12 protein-coding genes are annotated in these 17,474 nt (G+C 42.3%); 11 read left to right on the top strand and 1 reads right to left on the bottom strand.

The features are described 5' to 3' along the window. The first annotated feature begins 19 nt into the window (after positions 1-19). The 11 genes from glpK (at position 20) to WC743_RS02860 (ending at position 14,936) form a co-directional block, all read left to right on the top strand. Positions 20-1,531: a glycerol kinase GlpK gene (gene glpK / locus WC743_RS02910; protein ID WP_373010260.1), complete on the top strand. Its 1,512-nt coding sequence runs from the start codon at positions 20-22 to the stop codon at positions 1,529-1,531. 23 nt (positions 1,532-1,554) lie between these two features. Further along, on the top strand, positions 1,555-2,283 hold the full coding sequence (locus tag WC743_RS02905) for an MIP/aquaporin family protein (RefSeq protein WP_373010259.1): 729 nt from the start codon (positions 1,555-1,557) through the stop codon (positions 2,281-2,283). Between the two features lie 391 nt (positions 2,284-2,674). Further along, entirely contained in the window at positions 2,675-3,613 is a 939-nt protein-coding gene (locus WC743_RS02900; protein WP_373010258.1) for a DUF6268 family outer membrane beta-barrel protein, read from the top strand. A 19-nt stretch (positions 3,614-3,632) separates the two neighbouring features. Next, positions 3,633-3,845 carry a hypothetical protein gene (locus WC743_RS02895; protein ID WP_373010257.1) on the top strand — a complete coding sequence of 71 codons (213 nt, stop codon included), beginning with the start codon at positions 3,633-3,635 and terminating at the stop codon, positions 3,843-3,845. 295 nt (positions 3,846-4,140) lie between these two features. Beyond that, positions 4,141-5,220, top strand: a complete 1,080-nt coding sequence (locus WC743_RS02890) for a hypothetical protein (protein WP_373010256.1) — start codon at positions 4,141-4,143, stop codon at positions 5,218-5,220. A 77-nt stretch (positions 5,221-5,297) separates the two neighbouring features. Next, positions 5,298-5,519, top strand: a complete 222-nt coding sequence (locus WC743_RS02885) for a hypothetical protein (protein ID WP_373010255.1) — start codon at positions 5,298-5,300, stop codon at positions 5,517-5,519. A 191-nt stretch (positions 5,520-5,710) separates the two neighbouring features. Beyond that, positions 5,711-7,603 (top strand): 7TM diverse intracellular signaling domain-containing protein, encoded by a 1,893-nt coding sequence (locus WC743_RS02880; RefSeq protein ID WP_373010254.1) that lies wholly within the window; start codon positions 5,711-5,713, stop codon positions 7,601-7,603. Positions 7,604-7,912: 309 nt separating this feature from the next. Next, a complete protein-coding gene (locus WC743_RS02875) occupies positions 7,913-10,867 on the top strand; it encodes a SusC/RagA family TonB-linked outer membrane protein (RefSeq protein ID WP_373010253.1) in 2,955 nt (984 codons plus the stop codon). An 11-nt stretch (positions 10,868-10,878) separates the two neighbouring features. Continuing rightward, complete coding sequence (locus WC743_RS02870) at positions 10,879-12,354, top strand: RagB/SusD family nutrient uptake outer membrane protein (RefSeq protein WP_373010252.1); 1,476 nt, start codon at positions 10,879-10,881, stop codon at positions 12,352-12,354. Between the two features lie 71 nt (positions 12,355-12,425). Further along, on the top strand, positions 12,426-13,838 hold the full coding sequence (locus WC743_RS02865) for a glycoside hydrolase family 30 beta sandwich domain-containing protein (protein WP_373010251.1): 1,413 nt from the start codon (positions 12,426-12,428) through the stop codon (positions 13,836-13,838). A 114-nt stretch (positions 13,839-13,952) separates the two neighbouring features. Further along, positions 13,953-14,936 carry a glycoside hydrolase family 43 protein gene (locus WC743_RS02860; RefSeq protein WP_373010250.1) on the top strand — a complete coding sequence of 328 codons (984 nt, stop codon included), beginning with the start codon at positions 13,953-13,955 and terminating at the stop codon, positions 14,934-14,936. A 185-nt stretch (positions 14,937-15,121) separates the two neighbouring features. On the opposite strand, the gene metE is transcribed toward WC743_RS02860, so the two are convergent. Beyond that, positions 15,122-17,419 carry a 5-methyltetrahydropteroyltriglutamate--homocysteine S-methyltransferase gene (gene metE, locus WC743_RS02855; RefSeq protein WP_373010249.1) on the bottom strand — a complete coding sequence of 766 codons (2,298 nt, stop codon included), beginning with the start codon at positions 17,417-17,419 and terminating at the stop codon, positions 15,122-15,124. Positions 17,420-17,474 lie beyond the last annotated feature (55 nt).

The raw sequence follows: 17,474 nt of genomic DNA, 5'->3' as shown, positions 1-17,474 counted from the left end.
AGGTTAACCAAACCAAATTATGCAGGAATATATTTTAGCCCTTGACCAGGGAACTACCAGTTCTCGCGCCATAATTTTTGATCATGCCGGTAAGGTTATAGCGTCGGCACAAAAGGAATTTACTCAATATTTCCCAAAACCCGGCTGGGTTGAGCACGACCCGAATGAAATTTGGGCGGGCCAGATAGCAGTGGCCGTTGAAGTTACAGTAAAAGCCGGCTTAAGCGGCGCGAATATTAAAGCAATTGGTATTACTAACCAGCGCGAAACGACTATTGTATGGAACCGTAAAACAGGTGAGCCTATACACAACGCTATTGTTTGGCAAGACAGGCGAACTGCCGGCTTTTGTGAGGAGCTTAAACAAAACGGCCGCAGTGATGCTATTCGCGAAAAAACGGGACTGGTTATTGATGCCTATTTTTCCGGCTCAAAAATAAAATGGATCCTGGATAATGTTGATGGTGCGCGGGAACAGGCAGAAGCAGGTGAACTGGCCTTTGGCACTGTGGACAGCTGGCTGGTTTGGAAATTCACTAACGGCAAAGTGCATGCCACTGATATAACCAATGCAAGCCGTACTATGCTGTTTAACATCCGCAATCAACAATGGGATGAGGAGTTACTTCAGCTATTTAACATTTCCAAAAGCATGTTGCCGGAAGTAAAACAATCGAGTGAAATTTACGGGGAAACATCAGGTAGTGTATTTGCTCATAAAATCCCTATAGCGGGGATAGCAGGCGACCAGCATGCGGCATTGTTTGGGCAAATGTGCATTGATAAAGCCATGGTTAAAAACACCTATGGTACCGGTTGTTTTATGCTGATGAATATAGGACATGAATTTATCCAGTCGAAAAACAACCTGTTAACCACCATAGCCTGGAAAATTAATGACGAAATTACTTACGCCTTTGAGGGCAGCATTTTTATAGGCGGGGCTGTTGTTCAATGGCTACGCGACGGCCTGGGTATTATAAAAACATCGGCAGATGTTGAAAGACTGGCTACATCGGTAGAAGATACCGCCGGCGTTTACTTTGTACCGGCATTTGCAGGCCTGGGGGCGCCATATTGGGACGCTGAAGCACGAGGGGCCATAGTTGGGCTAACCCGTGGCGCTACGGCTGCTCATATTTCCAGGGCGGCACTGGCATCAATTGCCTACCAAACCATGGATGTGCTTAAAGCGATGGAAGCTGATGCAGGAATGGAGATCAAAGAGTTGCGTGTAGATGGCGGGGCCACAGCTAATAACCTGCTGATGCAATTTCAATCGGATGTATTAAACTGTAGGGTGATACGGCCCGGTGTGGTTGAAACCACCGCACTTGGGGTTGCTTATATGGCCGGCCTTGCTGTTGGTTACTGGAAAAATATAGCAGAAATTCAGCAGCTATGGGCAGTTGAAGCCATATTTACACCTCAGGATGACCTGGAAGATGTAAAAAAAGGAATAGATGGCTGGAAACGGGCAGTAAGCACAGCCCAATGCTGGTCTAACAATGGTCAACCTGTATCAATTTAACATTCACGATTAAATATTTAAACATGTCTCCATTTGTAGCCGAACTTATTGGCACCATGCTAATGATACTATTAGGCGATGGCGTTGTAGCCAACGTAGTTTTGAAAGATACCAAGGGCAATAACAGCGGCTGGATGGTGATCACCACCGCCTGGGGCCTGGCTGTTTTTGTTGGCGTAGTTGTAGCAGGCCCGTACAGCGGGGCGCACCTCAACCCTGCTGTAACCATTGCATTGGCCATCGCCGGCAAATTTGCCTGGGCAAGTGTAATGCCTTATATCATAGCCCAGTTTACAGGCGCCTGCATTGGTGCGTTTTTGGTTTGGATAATGTATTATGATCATTTTAAACGTACTAATGATCCGGCTGCCATACTTAGTGTATTTTGCACAGGCCCGGCAGTACGCAATTATATATCAAACATAGCCAGCGAGGTAATAGGCGCTTTTGTGCTATTGTTTACTATATTTTATATTACCGGTGCCGAGATCACACCTGCCAAAACACCGGTTGGCCTGGGTTCGGTAGGTGCTATACCTGTAACCTTTTTGGTGTGGGTAATTGGTTTGGGCCTTGGCGGTACCACCGGTTATGCAATTAACCCGGCCCGCGATCTGGGGCCGCGGTTCATACATATGCTGCTGCCTATAAAAGGAAAAGGTACCAGCGATTGGGACTATGCCTGGATCCCGGTGATCGCTCCCTTAGTTGGCGCTTCAGTAGCAGCAGCCCTATACCTCTATATTTCATAGAACTCTGTTAAAAGAGCGTCACGGTCAGTAATGTACGTATAGTATTTCCACTTCTTATCTTTGATAACATTGCACTGGTTGACTTAATAATTGGCGGCATTGGATTGTTTATGCGATAACCACAAGGATAGCGCATACGGGACACTTTGCATTGGTTTCAAAACCCTCCGGTGTTTTGATGTGCAGGTCAATGTAATACTTCGTTTCCATAGCAAATAATTGTTTTTAATCATTACAAATGTCGTTCCAGCAGCTCATGGGCAAAAGTTCTCACATATAGTTGGTATCCATAGAAAAATCAAGCCGTTTAACAAAATAGCAAACTGGGTAAGGGTAAAACCTGGCGGGCGTGTCTTAAGGAAAATACTACCTAATGAAATATAAGACACTTATGAAAACAAACCCCGTGTATTTAATTACATTTTGCTTTATTGCCTTAACATTTAAATTAAGCGCACAACAATCTGACACTACTCAGAAAACCCAGGCATTTCCTCCTCCGGCATTAGGCTCGTTCGAGAGTAGTTTTAATTATTCTCCATTTAAAATCAACAATAAGCGAATGAGTATAAGCCAGGTGAATAGTACATTGACCCTACCGCTGTATAATAGGTTAGATAATGGCCGGCTTGATTTTTTTTTAGTTGGATTAGGATATAGCGCAGTTCTATTTTCGGGCATTGATAACCAGTTCGGTGGTTCAACTTTTCAATCCGTATCGGTTCCATTAACTTTACAAAAATCCTTTTCAACAAAATACGCATTAATCGCATCGTTTACTCCTACGCTGTCTTCAGACTTTAAGAATATATCATCAAACGATATGATCTACTCCGCCGCTGTACTGTTAAAGATCAGATCATCAGATAGGTTTTCCTATTCATTAGGAGTTGCTTTCTCCAAACAGTTCTTCGGAACAGTGCTGATACCTCTTGTGGGCATAGACTGGAACATTACTGATAAATTAAACTTTTCCGGAACGCTGCCCGTTGCAGAAAAACTCACTTACCGGTTAAACAATAAAAGTGCTATCGGGATAAATAATGACTTTGGAATTGGAGGAGGTACATATAGGTTATCAAAAAAAATGGATGATGCTTATTTGCAGGTTCAGCAATTTAAAACTACCCTGTTTTATGATTATAGTATCAGTAGAAAATTTTCGGTAACCCTTAGCGCCGGTTATAATTTCACCCAGCAACTTGATCTGTATTCGAAAGATCAAAAGGTTAATTGGGTGCCTTTTAACAACCTGAATAAACGGGTGCCTCTAAAAGAATTAAAACAAACGGGCATCGCGTTACAAACGGGTATCAATTATCATTTTTAAACACAAAATAAGCTGCAACATGATTGAAGTATTTAAAACAGATGTTACAGATATCGCGCAGTCAAGATCCATTATCAATATGCTTACTAAGCATATTCCCGGCGGTTGCATCAATTTTGATCTGGAGGATTGCGACAACATTTTAAGAGTGCAGAGTGAATGCTTTTCTGTCGAGACTGTTATCCTCTTACTTAAAAACATGGGGCATTACTGCGAGCCGCTTGAGAACTGACATCTTGGATCTTTTGTGTTTTCCTATAAATCTATTTGAGTTAGCAAGCAGAGCCGCTTAATACCATAGCAAACTTTCACGGTTATTATGCGGCTACTGCTTTTAAACATTCTTTACTTGGGTACTTTTCAACCATATCTAAAGATAGGTGACAAGGATGTCACTACCCTATGCTTCAGAAGCACAGGCGTTTTTACAACTCGCACATTTTAAGGACAATCGTTTATTGAGATTGGTCTCGAATGAAAAAATGCACATTTTTAGATAAGCAATTGTTTACTTAAAAAATTGTGATATGGATACTAAATATACCATTTCAGGAAAGAAAGTTCAGGTAAGGATAAAGGCTATATCTGCACTTTTATTTAGCTTGATTGCTTTACAAGCTTGTCAGAAGGATAATAAATTGATTGATGAAAACAAACAATTAACAAGCACTTTCAGTAGCTCATCCATTGGCAGTTTGTATGAGGTAAGCACATTTTTCCAGGGATATCCGGCACTGGATAATCTGTTCAGAATTTGCAGGGATGCTGACAATAACCTTTACGCAACATCGGCTGTGGCAGGCAAAGTATACAAAATTACAAACACCGCAATGGTTTCTGACCTTCCAACATTCCCTTCTGCAAGCAATATTATCGGGGTAAAAGCCGGAGCAAAAGGAACAGTTTACGTGGCCGTATATGCTGAAAACCGCGTAGTTAAAATTGATAAAAACGGGTTGGTAACAACGATACCGGTAAGTATAGGGCTAAACAAACCCTCAGATGTGGCTATAGGCCCGGATAGTACTTTATATATCACCGACCAGGGTAACCGGAGGATCGTTAAGGTAACCAAAAATGGAGTTGCGAGTATTTTAGCCGGCAAAACAGGTGTTGAAGGGGCTGCTGACGGCAAAGGAACAAACGCCCGTTTTGTATATGCATCCAATATCCGGTATGCCGCAGACAATACACTTTGGGTTTTAGACGCAGACCCTGCAACACATATCTTTGGCAGATCACTGCGGAAGATAACACTCGATGGCACTGTATCTACTTTTTATAAAGTTACCAAGCTTGGGATACAAACAAGCTTTGTAGACTTTGCCCCCGCAAAAAGGGATAAAAACTTCGACCCGACAAGTAAAGAAAACTTCTTCCTGATTACGAATAACGTAACTTTGCAGGGTGTTTTTCAATACAAGATCAGCCACTTAAGTTCTGAAGGGATAGAAACGACCATCATGCCTTTTCACGAGGCTGGATACCAGGACGGGCCAGCCGACCAGGCTATATTATCAGGCCCCAATGGGATTGCCGTAACCACATTTGGAATTTTTCTTGCAGACGGCAATTCAGCCATCAGGAAGATTTCCAGGAAATTATAAACAGGCGAAATACTTCAACTTCATTTATTTTTTAAGATTAATGACCGGCATGTCAATGGTCTTTTTATTTTTGCCGGATGACAGACGAAGAGTTGATCGCATATTTTGAACATGCCAAATTACCGGAAACATTACGCCTGGACAGGGCAACCACACAAACTAATGTGCAGCAAGCTGTAAAAAGCAACTTAGATTTGATGATGGCTGACGCAAAAGACCATCGTTGCAGGCACCGCTTACAAAGAATAGCTGATGCGATGGAGAAACCTTATGACGGACCTGAGATACCGCGCTTTTAAATAAGTTTATTAATATTTCAATAATTAAATGACAGAAACAATGCTGCCATTAGCATCTTAAATAGGCCCTCTTTCGAGGGCCTTATTTGTATAATCCTGTGCTGATTGCTGTTAGCTGACAGTAAAAAGGATGGTTTTTTAAGGCAATAAAACGGATATTTGACGGTTTGTTTTATATCGCCTATTGTTAAATGAATTTTGTTTTACGTTATTTTTCTGTATTGTTTTTTATTTACCTGCTTGCACCGGGTATTACTCACGCACAGCAGAGGGTTGCTATTGATGATAAACAGTACCAACACATTTTTACTTTTAAAGAAATTGAAAGATTAGAAGATCCCGGTGGTAATTTTTCTTTCAACCAGGTAAAAAGCCCTGCCTTTGATAGGCGCTTCAGCGCCAGTTTAACCAGCACCCCTCAAAACACCCGGTTGAATGGGGTTTATTGGTACCGAATAAAAATAAAACATCGATCGGATACGGGTAAAGAATGGCTGCTCGAATTTTTTGATCAGACAATTGACCATATAACCGCGTATTTGCCTAACGGCAAGGAAGGTTATACTGTTAAACACCTGGGTGACGCCGAACCTTTCGCAGATCGCGAGATTAAGCATAAAAACTTTGAAATAGGCCTTAAGCAGTTCAACGGAGATGTTGTATACTACTTCAGGACCAGGTCGCATCAAACAGCAGATATTATTATTGTGCTCCGGTCCGTGAACTGGTTTGTACAGTATGCAAATAATGAATATTTCTCGTTTGGGATATTTTACGGCATGATCCTGATCTTCGGGTTTTATAACCTGCTCATGTTTGTTGCAGTAAAGCTAAAGCAATACTTGTATTATATGCTTTACTTGTTTAGCATAGGTTTATATGAGATGTGTGTAGATGGGCTGGCCTTTCAATACATCTGGCCCTCGATACCGGCTTTTAACCAATATGCGTTTGCCATAGCCCTGTGCCTGATAAGTACGTTTTGTTTACTTTTTACCCGTGCGCTGCTACATACCCGAACAAACGCCCCTCTTTTAGATAAGGTTATAGTTACTACTATAATAGCAAGGATAACCTTTTTCTTGTTCTGCTTTGTATTCGACAAAAGTTTATTCAATTACAAGTTTATAGAGTTTATACCGTTATTGCTGGCTTTTAGCACTGGTGTGGTAGTATATCGAAAAGGGTATCGGCCCGCCCTCTATTTTGTGATAGGTTATGGCTGTTTGTGTTTCGGTTTTGTTTACAAGATCCTGATCATGCTGCATATAGGCTGGTTAAATTTCGGTGCCATTACTTATTATAGTCTTACTATCAGTTTTATAGCTGAGATGGTTTTCCTTTCGCTGGCCATTGCAGCACAGGTGAGCGGGCTTAAGCGTACCAAAGAAAAAGCACAAAGGCTCATGATAGTTGAGATGAAAAAAAGCCGGGACTTGCAACATATCCTGAATAAAGAACTTGAACACCTGGTGCATCTGCGAACAAAGGAATTAGAGGAAAAAAGCGCGATTGTGGAAGCGCAAAATTTCGCGCTTGCCCAAAATAACGAGATGTTAATAGAACAGGCCGAAGAAATTTCGAGGATGAATGTGTTGTTAGAAAAGGATAACGAAGAACTGCAAACCAGCGTTGTTAAGGTTACCCGTTCCCGCATTATGTCTGAAGAGGTGGATTTTGAGGAGTTCAGCAAAATATATCCCGATAATGAAAGTTGCTTTGCCTATTTAGCCAACCTGAAATGGGCCTACGGCTACACCTGCCGCAAATGCGGTAATGATCATTGCTTTGCCGGGCACACGCCCCACAGCCGGCGCTGCGCAAAATGCGATTACGATGAATCTGTAATTGCCCATACTATTTTTCAACACTCACGCATCCCTATTACCAAGGCTTTTTACCTGTTATTCCTGATGTACTCCAGCAAAGGGAAAATATCCTCGCACAAACTATCGGCTATATTAAATATCCGGCAGGGTACCTGTTGGTCATACAGCACCAAGATAAAAAAGCTGATGGTCGATAAAAAGAAAGAATTAAAGCAGGAAAATAAAGAAGGCTGGAGCAAATTAGTGCTCGAATAGCAGGCATAAACTACCAATATCGCCATTGTATTGTAACAATTTTAAACCTTAATGAGGGTGTTTATACGTATCGTTATTCTATAGCTTTAAGTCTTTGGTTATCACTTTATCCCTTGATTATCAGTGCATACTTTCCGTCTCAAAGAACGGCGCTTATGTGTATCACGTTTTTTATAACGTGTTATTTATCAGTTAATTATATCAGATTTAACTTGTTAATAAGAAGTATTGCATCCAAATTTGTCTAATTATTACATGCTCTTCGGGCTGTAATGAAAACCAAATTTCATAAACCATATTCAAAAAGTTATGCAAAAACGAATTACTTTATTCTGTACGTTTTTATTGGCTAGTGTTTTTGCCTACGGACAAAACATTATCGTAAAGGGTACAGTAAAAGACCAGAAGGGCGAGACCCTTCCAGGCGTAAGTGTTAGGGTAAAAGATAGTGATGCCGGCGTCGCCACAGATGTCAACGGAGCTTTCAGTATCAATACCGCACCTAACAGCACATTGATCTTTTCTTATATCGGTTTCGCTACTAAGGAGCAAGCGGTATCGGGACAGACAGTAATGAACATTGTACTTGCCGAAGGCAACAAAGCCCTGAACGAGGTTGTTGTTGTAGGTTATGGTACACAACGCAAAGGTGATATTACAGGCGCCGTATCGGTTATTGGTAAAAAGGATCTCGATCAACGACCGAATACCCAAATTGGTAACCTGATTGAAGGTAAAACAGCGGGTGTACAGGTTGTATCACCATCTGGTAGCCCGTCGGCAACACTAAGTATCAAGATACGTGGTACAAACTCTATTAACGCGGGAAGCAGCCCGTTATACGTTATTGATGGCGTACCTGCTCAAGATACCCGTTCCCTAAACCCTGCTGATATCGAAAGCATATCTGTACTAAAAGATGCTTCGTCTGCAGCTATATATGGTGCACAGGGTGCAAACGGTGTAGTTTTGATCACTACCAAACGTGGTACCACTGCAAAACCTAAGGTTGAACTGTCTGCTTACTACGGCGTTGCATCTGTAAGGAAAAAACTTGATGTGCTAAACGCCGATCAGTATCGCCAATTAGCCACAGATTTAGGTTACAGCACCGATTGGACAAAATATAATGCAAACACCGATTGGCAGGATGAGATATTCAGAACAGGCGCATCACAAAATTACCAGTTAGCCGTATCAGGCAAAAATGAGGGTACCAGCTATTACATATCGGGTGGCTTTGCAAAGCAACTGGGTGTAATAGAGAGCTCGGAAATGGCACGTGCCAACTTCAAGGTAAACCTTGATCAAAAAGTAAATAATTGGTTAACCATAGGCACTAACGTTGCTTATACCCGTTACAATGATGTAAGCATTACTGATGATACCAATGTTAATGGTGGAGGTGTTTTGTTAGGTGCATTAACTACGCCGCCCAACATCGGCATATTTAATGCAGATGGCACCTATGCCAGCAACCCTTTCCAACAATGGGAAAACCCGTTGGCCAGCCTTTATGGTTCAACAAGGCCATATAAAAACCAACGCTTATTGGGTAACGCTTACGGAGAAATAAAATTCACACCCGATTTAAAGTTCAGGAGCAGCCTGGGTATTGATTACATTAATGCGGTAAGTGATTATTTTCTTGATCCGTATTTAACTTCTTACGGCCGCCAAAACAATGGCATTGCACGTAACGAGACCAATTTAACCAACTACTGGATCTCTGATAATACTTTAACCTATGCAAAAAAAATAGGCAAAAACAACTTTAACATTTTGGGCGGGTTTGTTGCACAGAAATATCGTTACGAGAATACATACATCCAAACTACCGGTTTCTCTGGTAACACTATTCCAACAACTAATGCCGGTTCAGTTATAGGTTCGGCTTACAATAACAAGTCAGAGAAATTTAACAACTCGATTATTGGCCGTGTTAATTATGATTATGCCGGTAAATACCTGTTCACCGCTAACTTCCGTGCAGATGCTTCGTCAGTTTTCGGGCCTAATACACGCTGGGGTTATTTCCCGTCATTCTCTGCAGGCTGGAGGTTATCTGAAGAAAGTTTCCTGAAAGACGTTACTGTGATCAATGACCTGAAATTAAGGGCCGGTTACGGTATTGTAGGTAACGATCAAATAAGCAATAGTAACTATTACTCTTACTTAGGCGGCGTAAGCAGTGGTTCAAATTACATCATTGGCGGTAATATTCAGCCGGGTAATTATCCATCTTCAATTGAAAACAGGAACCTTAAATGGGAAGAGACCAAACAAACCAATATTGGTATTGATTTGACCATTTTAAACAACCGACTTACCTTTTCTGCCGATGCTTATATAAAGGATACAAAAGACTTGTTACAAACTTATCCTGTACCAAGATCAACTGGGTTTGATTTTGCACTGAAAAATATAGGTACGCTGCGTAACAAGGGCTTAGAATTTTTGGTGAGCTCGAAAAACATCGTACAAAAAGACTTCCAGTGGAATACAGACTTCAATATTTCATTTAACCGTAATGAAGTTACCGCTCTGTATGGTCAGCAGTATTTCTTAAACACTATCTCGGGGCGTAGCGAGGCTTCATTAGTAACGGAAGGGCAGCCAATGGGTGTATTTTACGGGTATATTTATGAGGGTGTTGATCCGCAAACCGGTAATGCATTATACCTTACAAAAAGTGGTGAAAAGAGTAGCAGTCCGTCTGCAGATGACCGTACCATTATTGGTAACCCCAACCCCGATTTTATATACGGCTTAACTAACACATTCAGCTATAAAGATTTTAGCTTTACTTTGTTCCTGCAAGGTTCGCAGGGTAACGACATATTTAACGCTACCCGTATCGAAACTGAAGGTATGACAGGCCCACAAAACCAGTCTACCGCGATATTAAGCCGCTGGACCACACCAGGCCAGGTCACCAATATCCCTAAAGCATCTGTAAATAATACCGATAACTCAAGGATATCAACCCGCTTTGTTGAAAACGGATCATACCTGAGGGTAAAAACAGCCACACTAAGCTACAATTTGCCTAAAACAATTGCTTCAAAATTAAGGCTGGCCAATATCAGGGTTTATGCAACCGGCGAAAACCTGTTCACCTTTACCAAATATTCGGGATTTGACCCGGAAGTAAATGCATTTACATCAGGTAATTCTGCAAATACAAACGGTGGTTTTGGTATAGATTACGGAACCTATCCGCAAACAAGGAACTTGATTTTTGGTTTAAACGCTTCTTTTTAACACGTAAAAAAATGACAACAAAATATATTTTTAGATACGCCCTGGCTGCCTCACTGGCTGTCGGTGCAGCATCCTGTAAAAAATCGCTTGATCTGCAGCCTATATCCGATGCAACAGTAAACAACTCGTACAATACCGCATCACAGGCAGAAGCAGCCTTAGCAGGTGCTTACAATACTTTTGTAGGATCAGATTACTACATCTGGGATAATATTTACACAAGTGATGTAAGGTCTGATAACCATTATGCAGGTGGCGATAACCCTGATTTCTTTCAGTACGACAACCTTACATTAACCGCTACCAACAGTAAGGTATACGGCGACTGGAGCAACCTTTACAATGGAATATTAAAGGCAAATACTGTTATTCAGCGTGTGCCATTAATTACCGACCCAAGTTTAGCTGCCGACCGCAAGGCAGAGATAGTTGGCGAGGCCAAATTTTTGCGTGCTTACCACTATTTTCAACTGGTTAAAAACTGGGGTGGCGTGCCGCTGGTTACCGTACCGGTAACTACTACCGATCCGGCTGACATTAATATACCACGCGCTTCTGTAGCCGATGTATACACCCAGATCATCACCGACCTTACAGATGCCGCGGGAGTATTGCCAGATAGTTATGGTGATGCAAGTGTGAACAAAGCCCGTGCAACCAAGGGCGCGGCCAACGCATTACTTGCAAAGGTATACGCTCAAAAACCCGATCGCGATTATAATAAAGTGCTTACTTATGCCGATGCGGTAATAAGCAGCCCTGCCGGTTATGCACTGGTAAAATATAGCGACTTATTCGACGACAACCATTATAACAACTCTGAGTCGATACTGGAAGCACAGTTCAATGGTACAACTATAGGCAACTGGTCGCCATCGTTATTATTGCCGCCATCTATTACAAGTACCACCTGGAGGAAATTTATAACCCCATCAAAAGATTTGGCCAACGCGTTTGACAGTGAGGGCGATGTGGTGCGTAAAAATCAAACCATGCTTTTTGAACAAGCGCCCTGGGTTGATGAATATTGGTCTGCAACTATTAACGGTGTTGTCCCGTTCCCATACAAACAACGTAACCTGGTAAACGGTAACAGTACCAGCAGACAATATATGTTAAGGTTAGCTGATATTATTTTACTAAAAGCCGAGGCTTTAAATGCACTTGGCCGTACCGGTGAGGCCGCTACCGAAGTGAACAAGATCCGTACACGTGCGGGCTTAGGAAATACACCTGCGGCATCGCAAGCTGCTATGGCCCTTGCTATTGAGAAAGAACGACGCCTGGAGTTGGCACAAGAGGGCCAGCGATGGGATGACCTGGTTCGTTACGGCAGGGCAGAAACAGTAATGAATGCTTTGAATGAAACCAACCTGGTTACCGGCCAAAAAGTAAATTATAATATGACTGTTCAGAAGGAGTTGTTGCCAATTCCGCAGACAGAATTAAACCGCAATCCGGCTTTAACACAAAACCCGGGATATTAATTAAAAAGGGCGGGAATATATTCCCGCCCTTTTTTTAATTTTAAAGCTTATTACCAACTAAACCACTCATTTTGAAATCAATATTTGTAACTACATTACTAATAGCCGCTTTTAGCAGCGGAGCTATCAAGGCGCAGGAAAACAAGGGGCAACCCATAAAACCTGCAAAGGTAAATGTTTGGATCACCCGTCCAGATCAGTCTGCCTTATTGCAGAAACAGGCCGCTCCGTTAACTTTTGGCAAGCTAAATAACAGTTACCCTACTATTACTGTAAATGAAAACCAAAAATACCAGCAGATAGATGGCTTTGGCTTTACGCTTACCGGGGGTAGCGCTGTGCTTATTAATAAAGTGCCGCTACAGGCCAGGAAACACCTGTTAAACGAGCTTTTTTCTACCAAAGGGAATGGTATTGGTATAAGTTACCTACGTATCAGTATTGGTGCGTCTGACCTTAACAGCGAGGTTTTTACCTATGATGATATGCCGGCAGGCCAAACAGACGTTAAACTGAGTAAGTTTAGTTTAGCAAAAGATGCTGATGTTATTTCACTGTTAAAAGAGATCCTGAAAATTAATCCTAACATTAAAATATTAGGTAGCCCCTGGACAGCACCGTCATGGATGAAAACCAATGAATCATCAAAAGGCGGGAGTTTAAAACCGGAATATTACCAGGTTTACGCGCAATACCTAACAAAATATATCCAGTTGATGAAAGCGGAACATATTAATATAGACGCTATCACACCGCAAAATGAACCGCTTAACCCTAAGAATAACCCAAGCATGGTAATGGAGGCGGCGCAGCAGACAGAGTTTATAAAAAATAACCTGGGGCCTGCATTTAAAGCGGCAGGTGTAAAAACCAAGATAATTACTTATGATCACAATGCCGACCGACCGGATTATCCTATAGACATTTTAAAAGACCCGGAAGCGCGGAAATACGTAGACGGTTCTGCTTTTCACCTATATGGCGGAAAGATAGAGGCACTTACAACAGTGCATAATGCTTATCCCGACAAGAATATTTACTTTACCGAACAGTGGGTAGGTGCCCCGGGTGATTTTGCAAGCAATTTAAACTGGCATATTAATCACTTGATTATAGGTGCTACACGTAATTGGTCGCGCAATGTACTGGAATGGAACCTGGCTGCAGATTCAACCTATTCGCCGCATACGCCCGGTGGCTGCACAGAGTGTTTAGGCGCCATCACGGTCGAAAATAATATTACCCGCAATGTTGCTTATTATATTATTGGCCATGCTTCAAAATTTGTGCCCCAGGGATCGGTACGTATTGCATCAAACATTAGCGGCGATTTTGTGAACGTTGCTTTCAAGACACCTCAGGGCAAAAAGGTATTGATAGTGATAAACAATGGCAAAAATAGCGGCTCATTTAATATTAGCTATAAAGGCAAAGCAGCTGCTTACAAATTAAGCGCCGGTGCCGTGGGCAGTTTTGTTTGGTAATGAACCTATGAAAAAAGTGCTAACAATTTTGTTTTTAGGGTTCAGCGAACCGAAGGAGGCAATAACATACAAATACGTTTTGGAAACCTGGAATAACCTTAAAAATAAAATCAGTTGAAAAAACTATTAATAATTTTTTGCTGCGCTTTATCAGCGTTGTCATCTTCAGCAATAACTACAAACGCAGAACGACATGACTTACCGGCAGATACCATATGCCTGGCAGACCCTACCATTTTTAAAGATAATGGTATGTATTATTTATACGGTACAGGCAGCCGCGATGGTTTTTGGGTATATCAGTCGGCTGATCTAAAGAACTGGAGTGGCCCGGTTGGAAAACGCAACGGCCACGCGCTTTTAAAAGGCGACAGCTATGGCACAAAGGGTTTTTGGGCTCCGCAGATATTTAAGCATAATGGTAAATATTACATGGCATATACTGCTGATGAGCACATTGCTATTGCAGAAAGCGATAGTCCGTTAGGCCCTTTTACCCAAAAGGTGATGAAGCCCATTTCAGGTGACGGCAAAAAAATAGATCCTTATATTTTTAAGGATACCGATGGTAGTTTATATCTGTATCATGTTCGCCTGCAAGATGGCAACCGCATATTTGTTGCCCGTTTAAAAAGCGACCTGTCAGATATAGAAGAAAATAGCACTAAAGAATGTATCAGCGCTGAGGCTCCCTGGGAAAACACCGAAAAAGTAAAATGGCCGGTTGCCGAAGGGCCAACAGTAATGAAACATAATAATCTTTATTACCTGTTTTATTCGGCAAATGATTTCAGGAACATTGATTATGCGGTAGGATATGCAACGGCAAGGTCGCCTATGGGGCCATGGAAAAAATACGAGAAAAATCCTATATTGAGCAGGACGCTTATAGGGCAAAATGGAACCGGGCATGGCGATTTTTTCACAAGCAATTCGGGTAAGCTATATTATGTTTTTCATACGCACCATACCAATAACCGCGTTGGGAGTAGAAAAACGGCTATCATCAAAGCAACATTTACCAAGAGTAATCCGGCTGTTTTGGTGATAGATAAAAACAGTCTTGAATTTTTAGAATTAAAAGGCGAATATCAATAGTGGCGGCAAAGACAACCGGGATAGGTCAGTCGGATATAGTTCCACTCCTCTTCGTTAAAGACCAGGCCGCTGCACTGACCTTACATTCAAATGGTGCCTGACAGCGGGGATAATGTTTAGTTCGCGGTATGCTATGATTGTTTAATAAGCCGGGCAGTTTCTGGCTGCCCGGCAGTTGTTAAATTTTAAACGTTGACTGTTTCACGCATTGCTGCCGCAGCGGCTACCATTTCAATCAAAGCTTTTTTGGTTTCATCCCAACCGCGGGTCTTTAAACCGCAATCCGGGTTTACCCAAAGCTGACTGTCGGGTATTACCGCTTCCGCTTTTTTCAGCAGGCCTATCATTTCTTCCCGGTTGGGTACTCGCGGCGAGTGGATATCATAAACGCCCGGCCCAATTTCATTTGGATATTTAAAATCAGCAAACACATCCAGCAATTCCATTTGTGAGCGGGAAGTCTCAATGGTAATCACATCGGCATCCATATCAGCAATGCTTTTAATAATATCATTAAACTCTGAATAGCACATGTGTGTATGGATCTGCGTGTCATCCTGCACGCCACTGGCCGAAATACGGAATGCCTTGACCGCCCAATCCAGGTAAGCTTGCCAATCGGCTTTACGTAGCGGTAAACCTTCACGAATGGCAGGCTCATCGATCTGGATGATCTTGATGCCTGCTTTTTCCAGGTCAACAACTTCATCGCGGATGGCTAAAGCGATCTGCGTACAAGTTTGCGAGCGTGGCTGATCATTGCGCACGAACGACCATTGCAGGATGGTAACAGGCCCGGTCAGCATCCCTTTCATCCACTTTTTGGTTAAAGACTGTGCATAGGCTGACCATTTCACCGTCATCGGTTCGGGGCGGGAAACATCGCCATAGATGACCGGCGGCTTTACGCAGCGGCTGCCGTAACTTTGCACCCAGCCGTTTTGCGTAAAGGTAAAGCCCTCCAGCTGCTCGCCGAAGTATTCAACCATATCATTCCGTTCAAACTCACCATGCACCAATACATCCAGGCCAATCTCCTCTTGCCATCTCACCGCTTTTTCGGTTTCGTCTTCAATGAGCTGGTTATATTCCGCTTCGGTTAAAGCACCTTTTTTGAATTTAGCGCGCCAGCTGCGTACTTCGGTAGTTTGCGGGAAAGAGCCGATAGTGGTAGTCGTAAACAGAGGCAAATGCAATAAATTCTGTTGCTGTATTTTACGTGCCGGGAATGCTGAATGACGCTGCGCGTCATTATCGGTGATCATCGTAACCCGCTGTTTGACTGCCGGATTATGAATTAGTGCGGAACTTTTGCGGTTCGTGTTCGCTAGTATATTTTCGGCCAATTGACGCTGGTTGCTGTCGCTGTCCAAGGCAATATTTTTCAGCAGCACTACTTCCTTTATTTTTTGCTTAGCAAAGGCCAGCCATTGTTTGATCTCGACGGTCATTGCTGTTTCGTTGTCAAGGTTACAGGGCGAATGTAGCAACGAACACGACGGCGCTATCCACACCCGGTCAGCGCCAAGTTTTTCAACCACTTTCATAATAACTGCCAGCGATGCTTCAAAATCATTCTTCCAAATATTACGGCCATCTACAATACCTAATGACAGAATAGTTTTTCCGGATAAGGCATTGATTACCTCATTGAGTTGTTGCGGTGCACGTACCAGGTCAATATGAAGCGCATCCACCGGCAAAGAAGCAGCCAGCACGGTATTATTATCCAAGCTTTCAAAATAGGTAGCGACTTGGATTTTTAGGAAAGGAAATTCTTTACGGATCTGCTGATAAGTATCTTTATAAGTTTGCCTTTCTTTTTCAGACAGATCGAGCGTCAGGAAAGGCTCATCGAATTGTATCCATTCCGCGCCCAAAGCTTTCAATTTATTGATGATCTCAAAATAAACCGGCAGCAGGTTTTTGATAAGGTCCAGTTTTTGGAACCCGGCTTCTTTTTCTTTCCCTAATAACAGATAAGATATCGGGCCGATCAATACTGGTTTAGTGATGATACCTAATTGTTTGGCATCATAAAATTCATCAATAACTTTAGTGGAGAATAGCTTAAACGTCTGATCCTTGTAGAACTCTGGTACAATATAATGGTAGTTGGTATCAAACCATTTGGTCATTTCCATGGCCGTAATATCCAGGCCGTTTTTCTGATAGCCCCTGGCCATTGCAAAATACAGGTCTAATTCCTCATTACCAGCCTGCTGGATAACGTGATGATAACGTTTAGGGATGGCTCCGAACATAAAGGAATGATCCAGGACCTGATCATAAAATGAAAAGTCATTAGAGGGAATCAGGTCGATACCGGCCTCTTTTTGCAGCAGCCAATTTTCATGGCGGATCGTTTTACCCACAATTTGGACATTTTTCAGTCCTGTTTTGCCTGCCCAGTAATTCTCGCAGACTTTTTTTAGCTCACGCTGGCTGCCAATACGCGGATAGCCGAGATTTTGTGTTAGCATTTCTTTTAATGATTAAATAAATAATTCCGTTAAAAGCTCTTAAGCTAAACTTCGC

The organism is Mucilaginibacter sp. (genome assembly GCF_041660805.1).
Lineage (GTDB): Bacteria > Bacteroidota > Bacteroidia > Sphingobacteriales > Sphingobacteriaceae > Mucilaginibacter.
This window is presented reverse-complemented; position numbering and strand designations above follow the sequence as displayed.

Bases quoted from the DNA above. Each gene is read 5' to 3' on its own strand.
- glpK (WP_373010260.1), top strand. From the start codon at position 20: ATGCAGGAATATATTTTAGCCCTTGACCAGGGAACTACCAGTTCTCGC.
- WC743_RS02905 (WP_373010259.1), top strand. From the start codon at position 1,555: ATGTCTCCATTTGTAGCCGAACTTATTGGCACCATGCTAATGATACTA.
- WC743_RS02900 (WP_373010258.1), top strand. From the start codon at position 2,675: ATGAAAACAAACCCCGTGTATTTAATTACATTTTGCTTTATTGCCTTA.
- WC743_RS02895 (WP_373010257.1), top strand. From the start codon at position 3,633: ATGATTGAAGTATTTAAAACAGATGTTACAGATATCGCGCAGTCAAGA.
- WC743_RS02890 (WP_373010256.1), top strand. From the start codon at position 4,141: ATGGATACTAAATATACCATTTCAGGAAAGAAAGTTCAGGTAAGGATA.
- WC743_RS02885 (WP_373010255.1), top strand. From the start codon at position 5,298: ATGACAGACGAAGAGTTGATCGCATATTTTGAACATGCCAAATTACCG.
- WC743_RS02880 (WP_373010254.1), top strand. From the start codon at position 5,711: ATGAATTTTGTTTTACGTTATTTTTCTGTATTGTTTTTTATTTACCTG.
- WC743_RS02875 (WP_373010253.1), top strand. From the start codon at position 7,913: ATGCAAAAACGAATTACTTTATTCTGTACGTTTTTATTGGCTAGTGTT.
- WC743_RS02870 (WP_373010252.1), top strand. From the start codon at position 10,879: ATGACAACAAAATATATTTTTAGATACGCCCTGGCTGCCTCACTGGCT.
- metE (WP_373010249.1), bottom strand. From the start codon at position 17,419: ATGCTAACACAAAATCTCGGCTATCCGCGTATTGGCAGCCAGCGTGAG.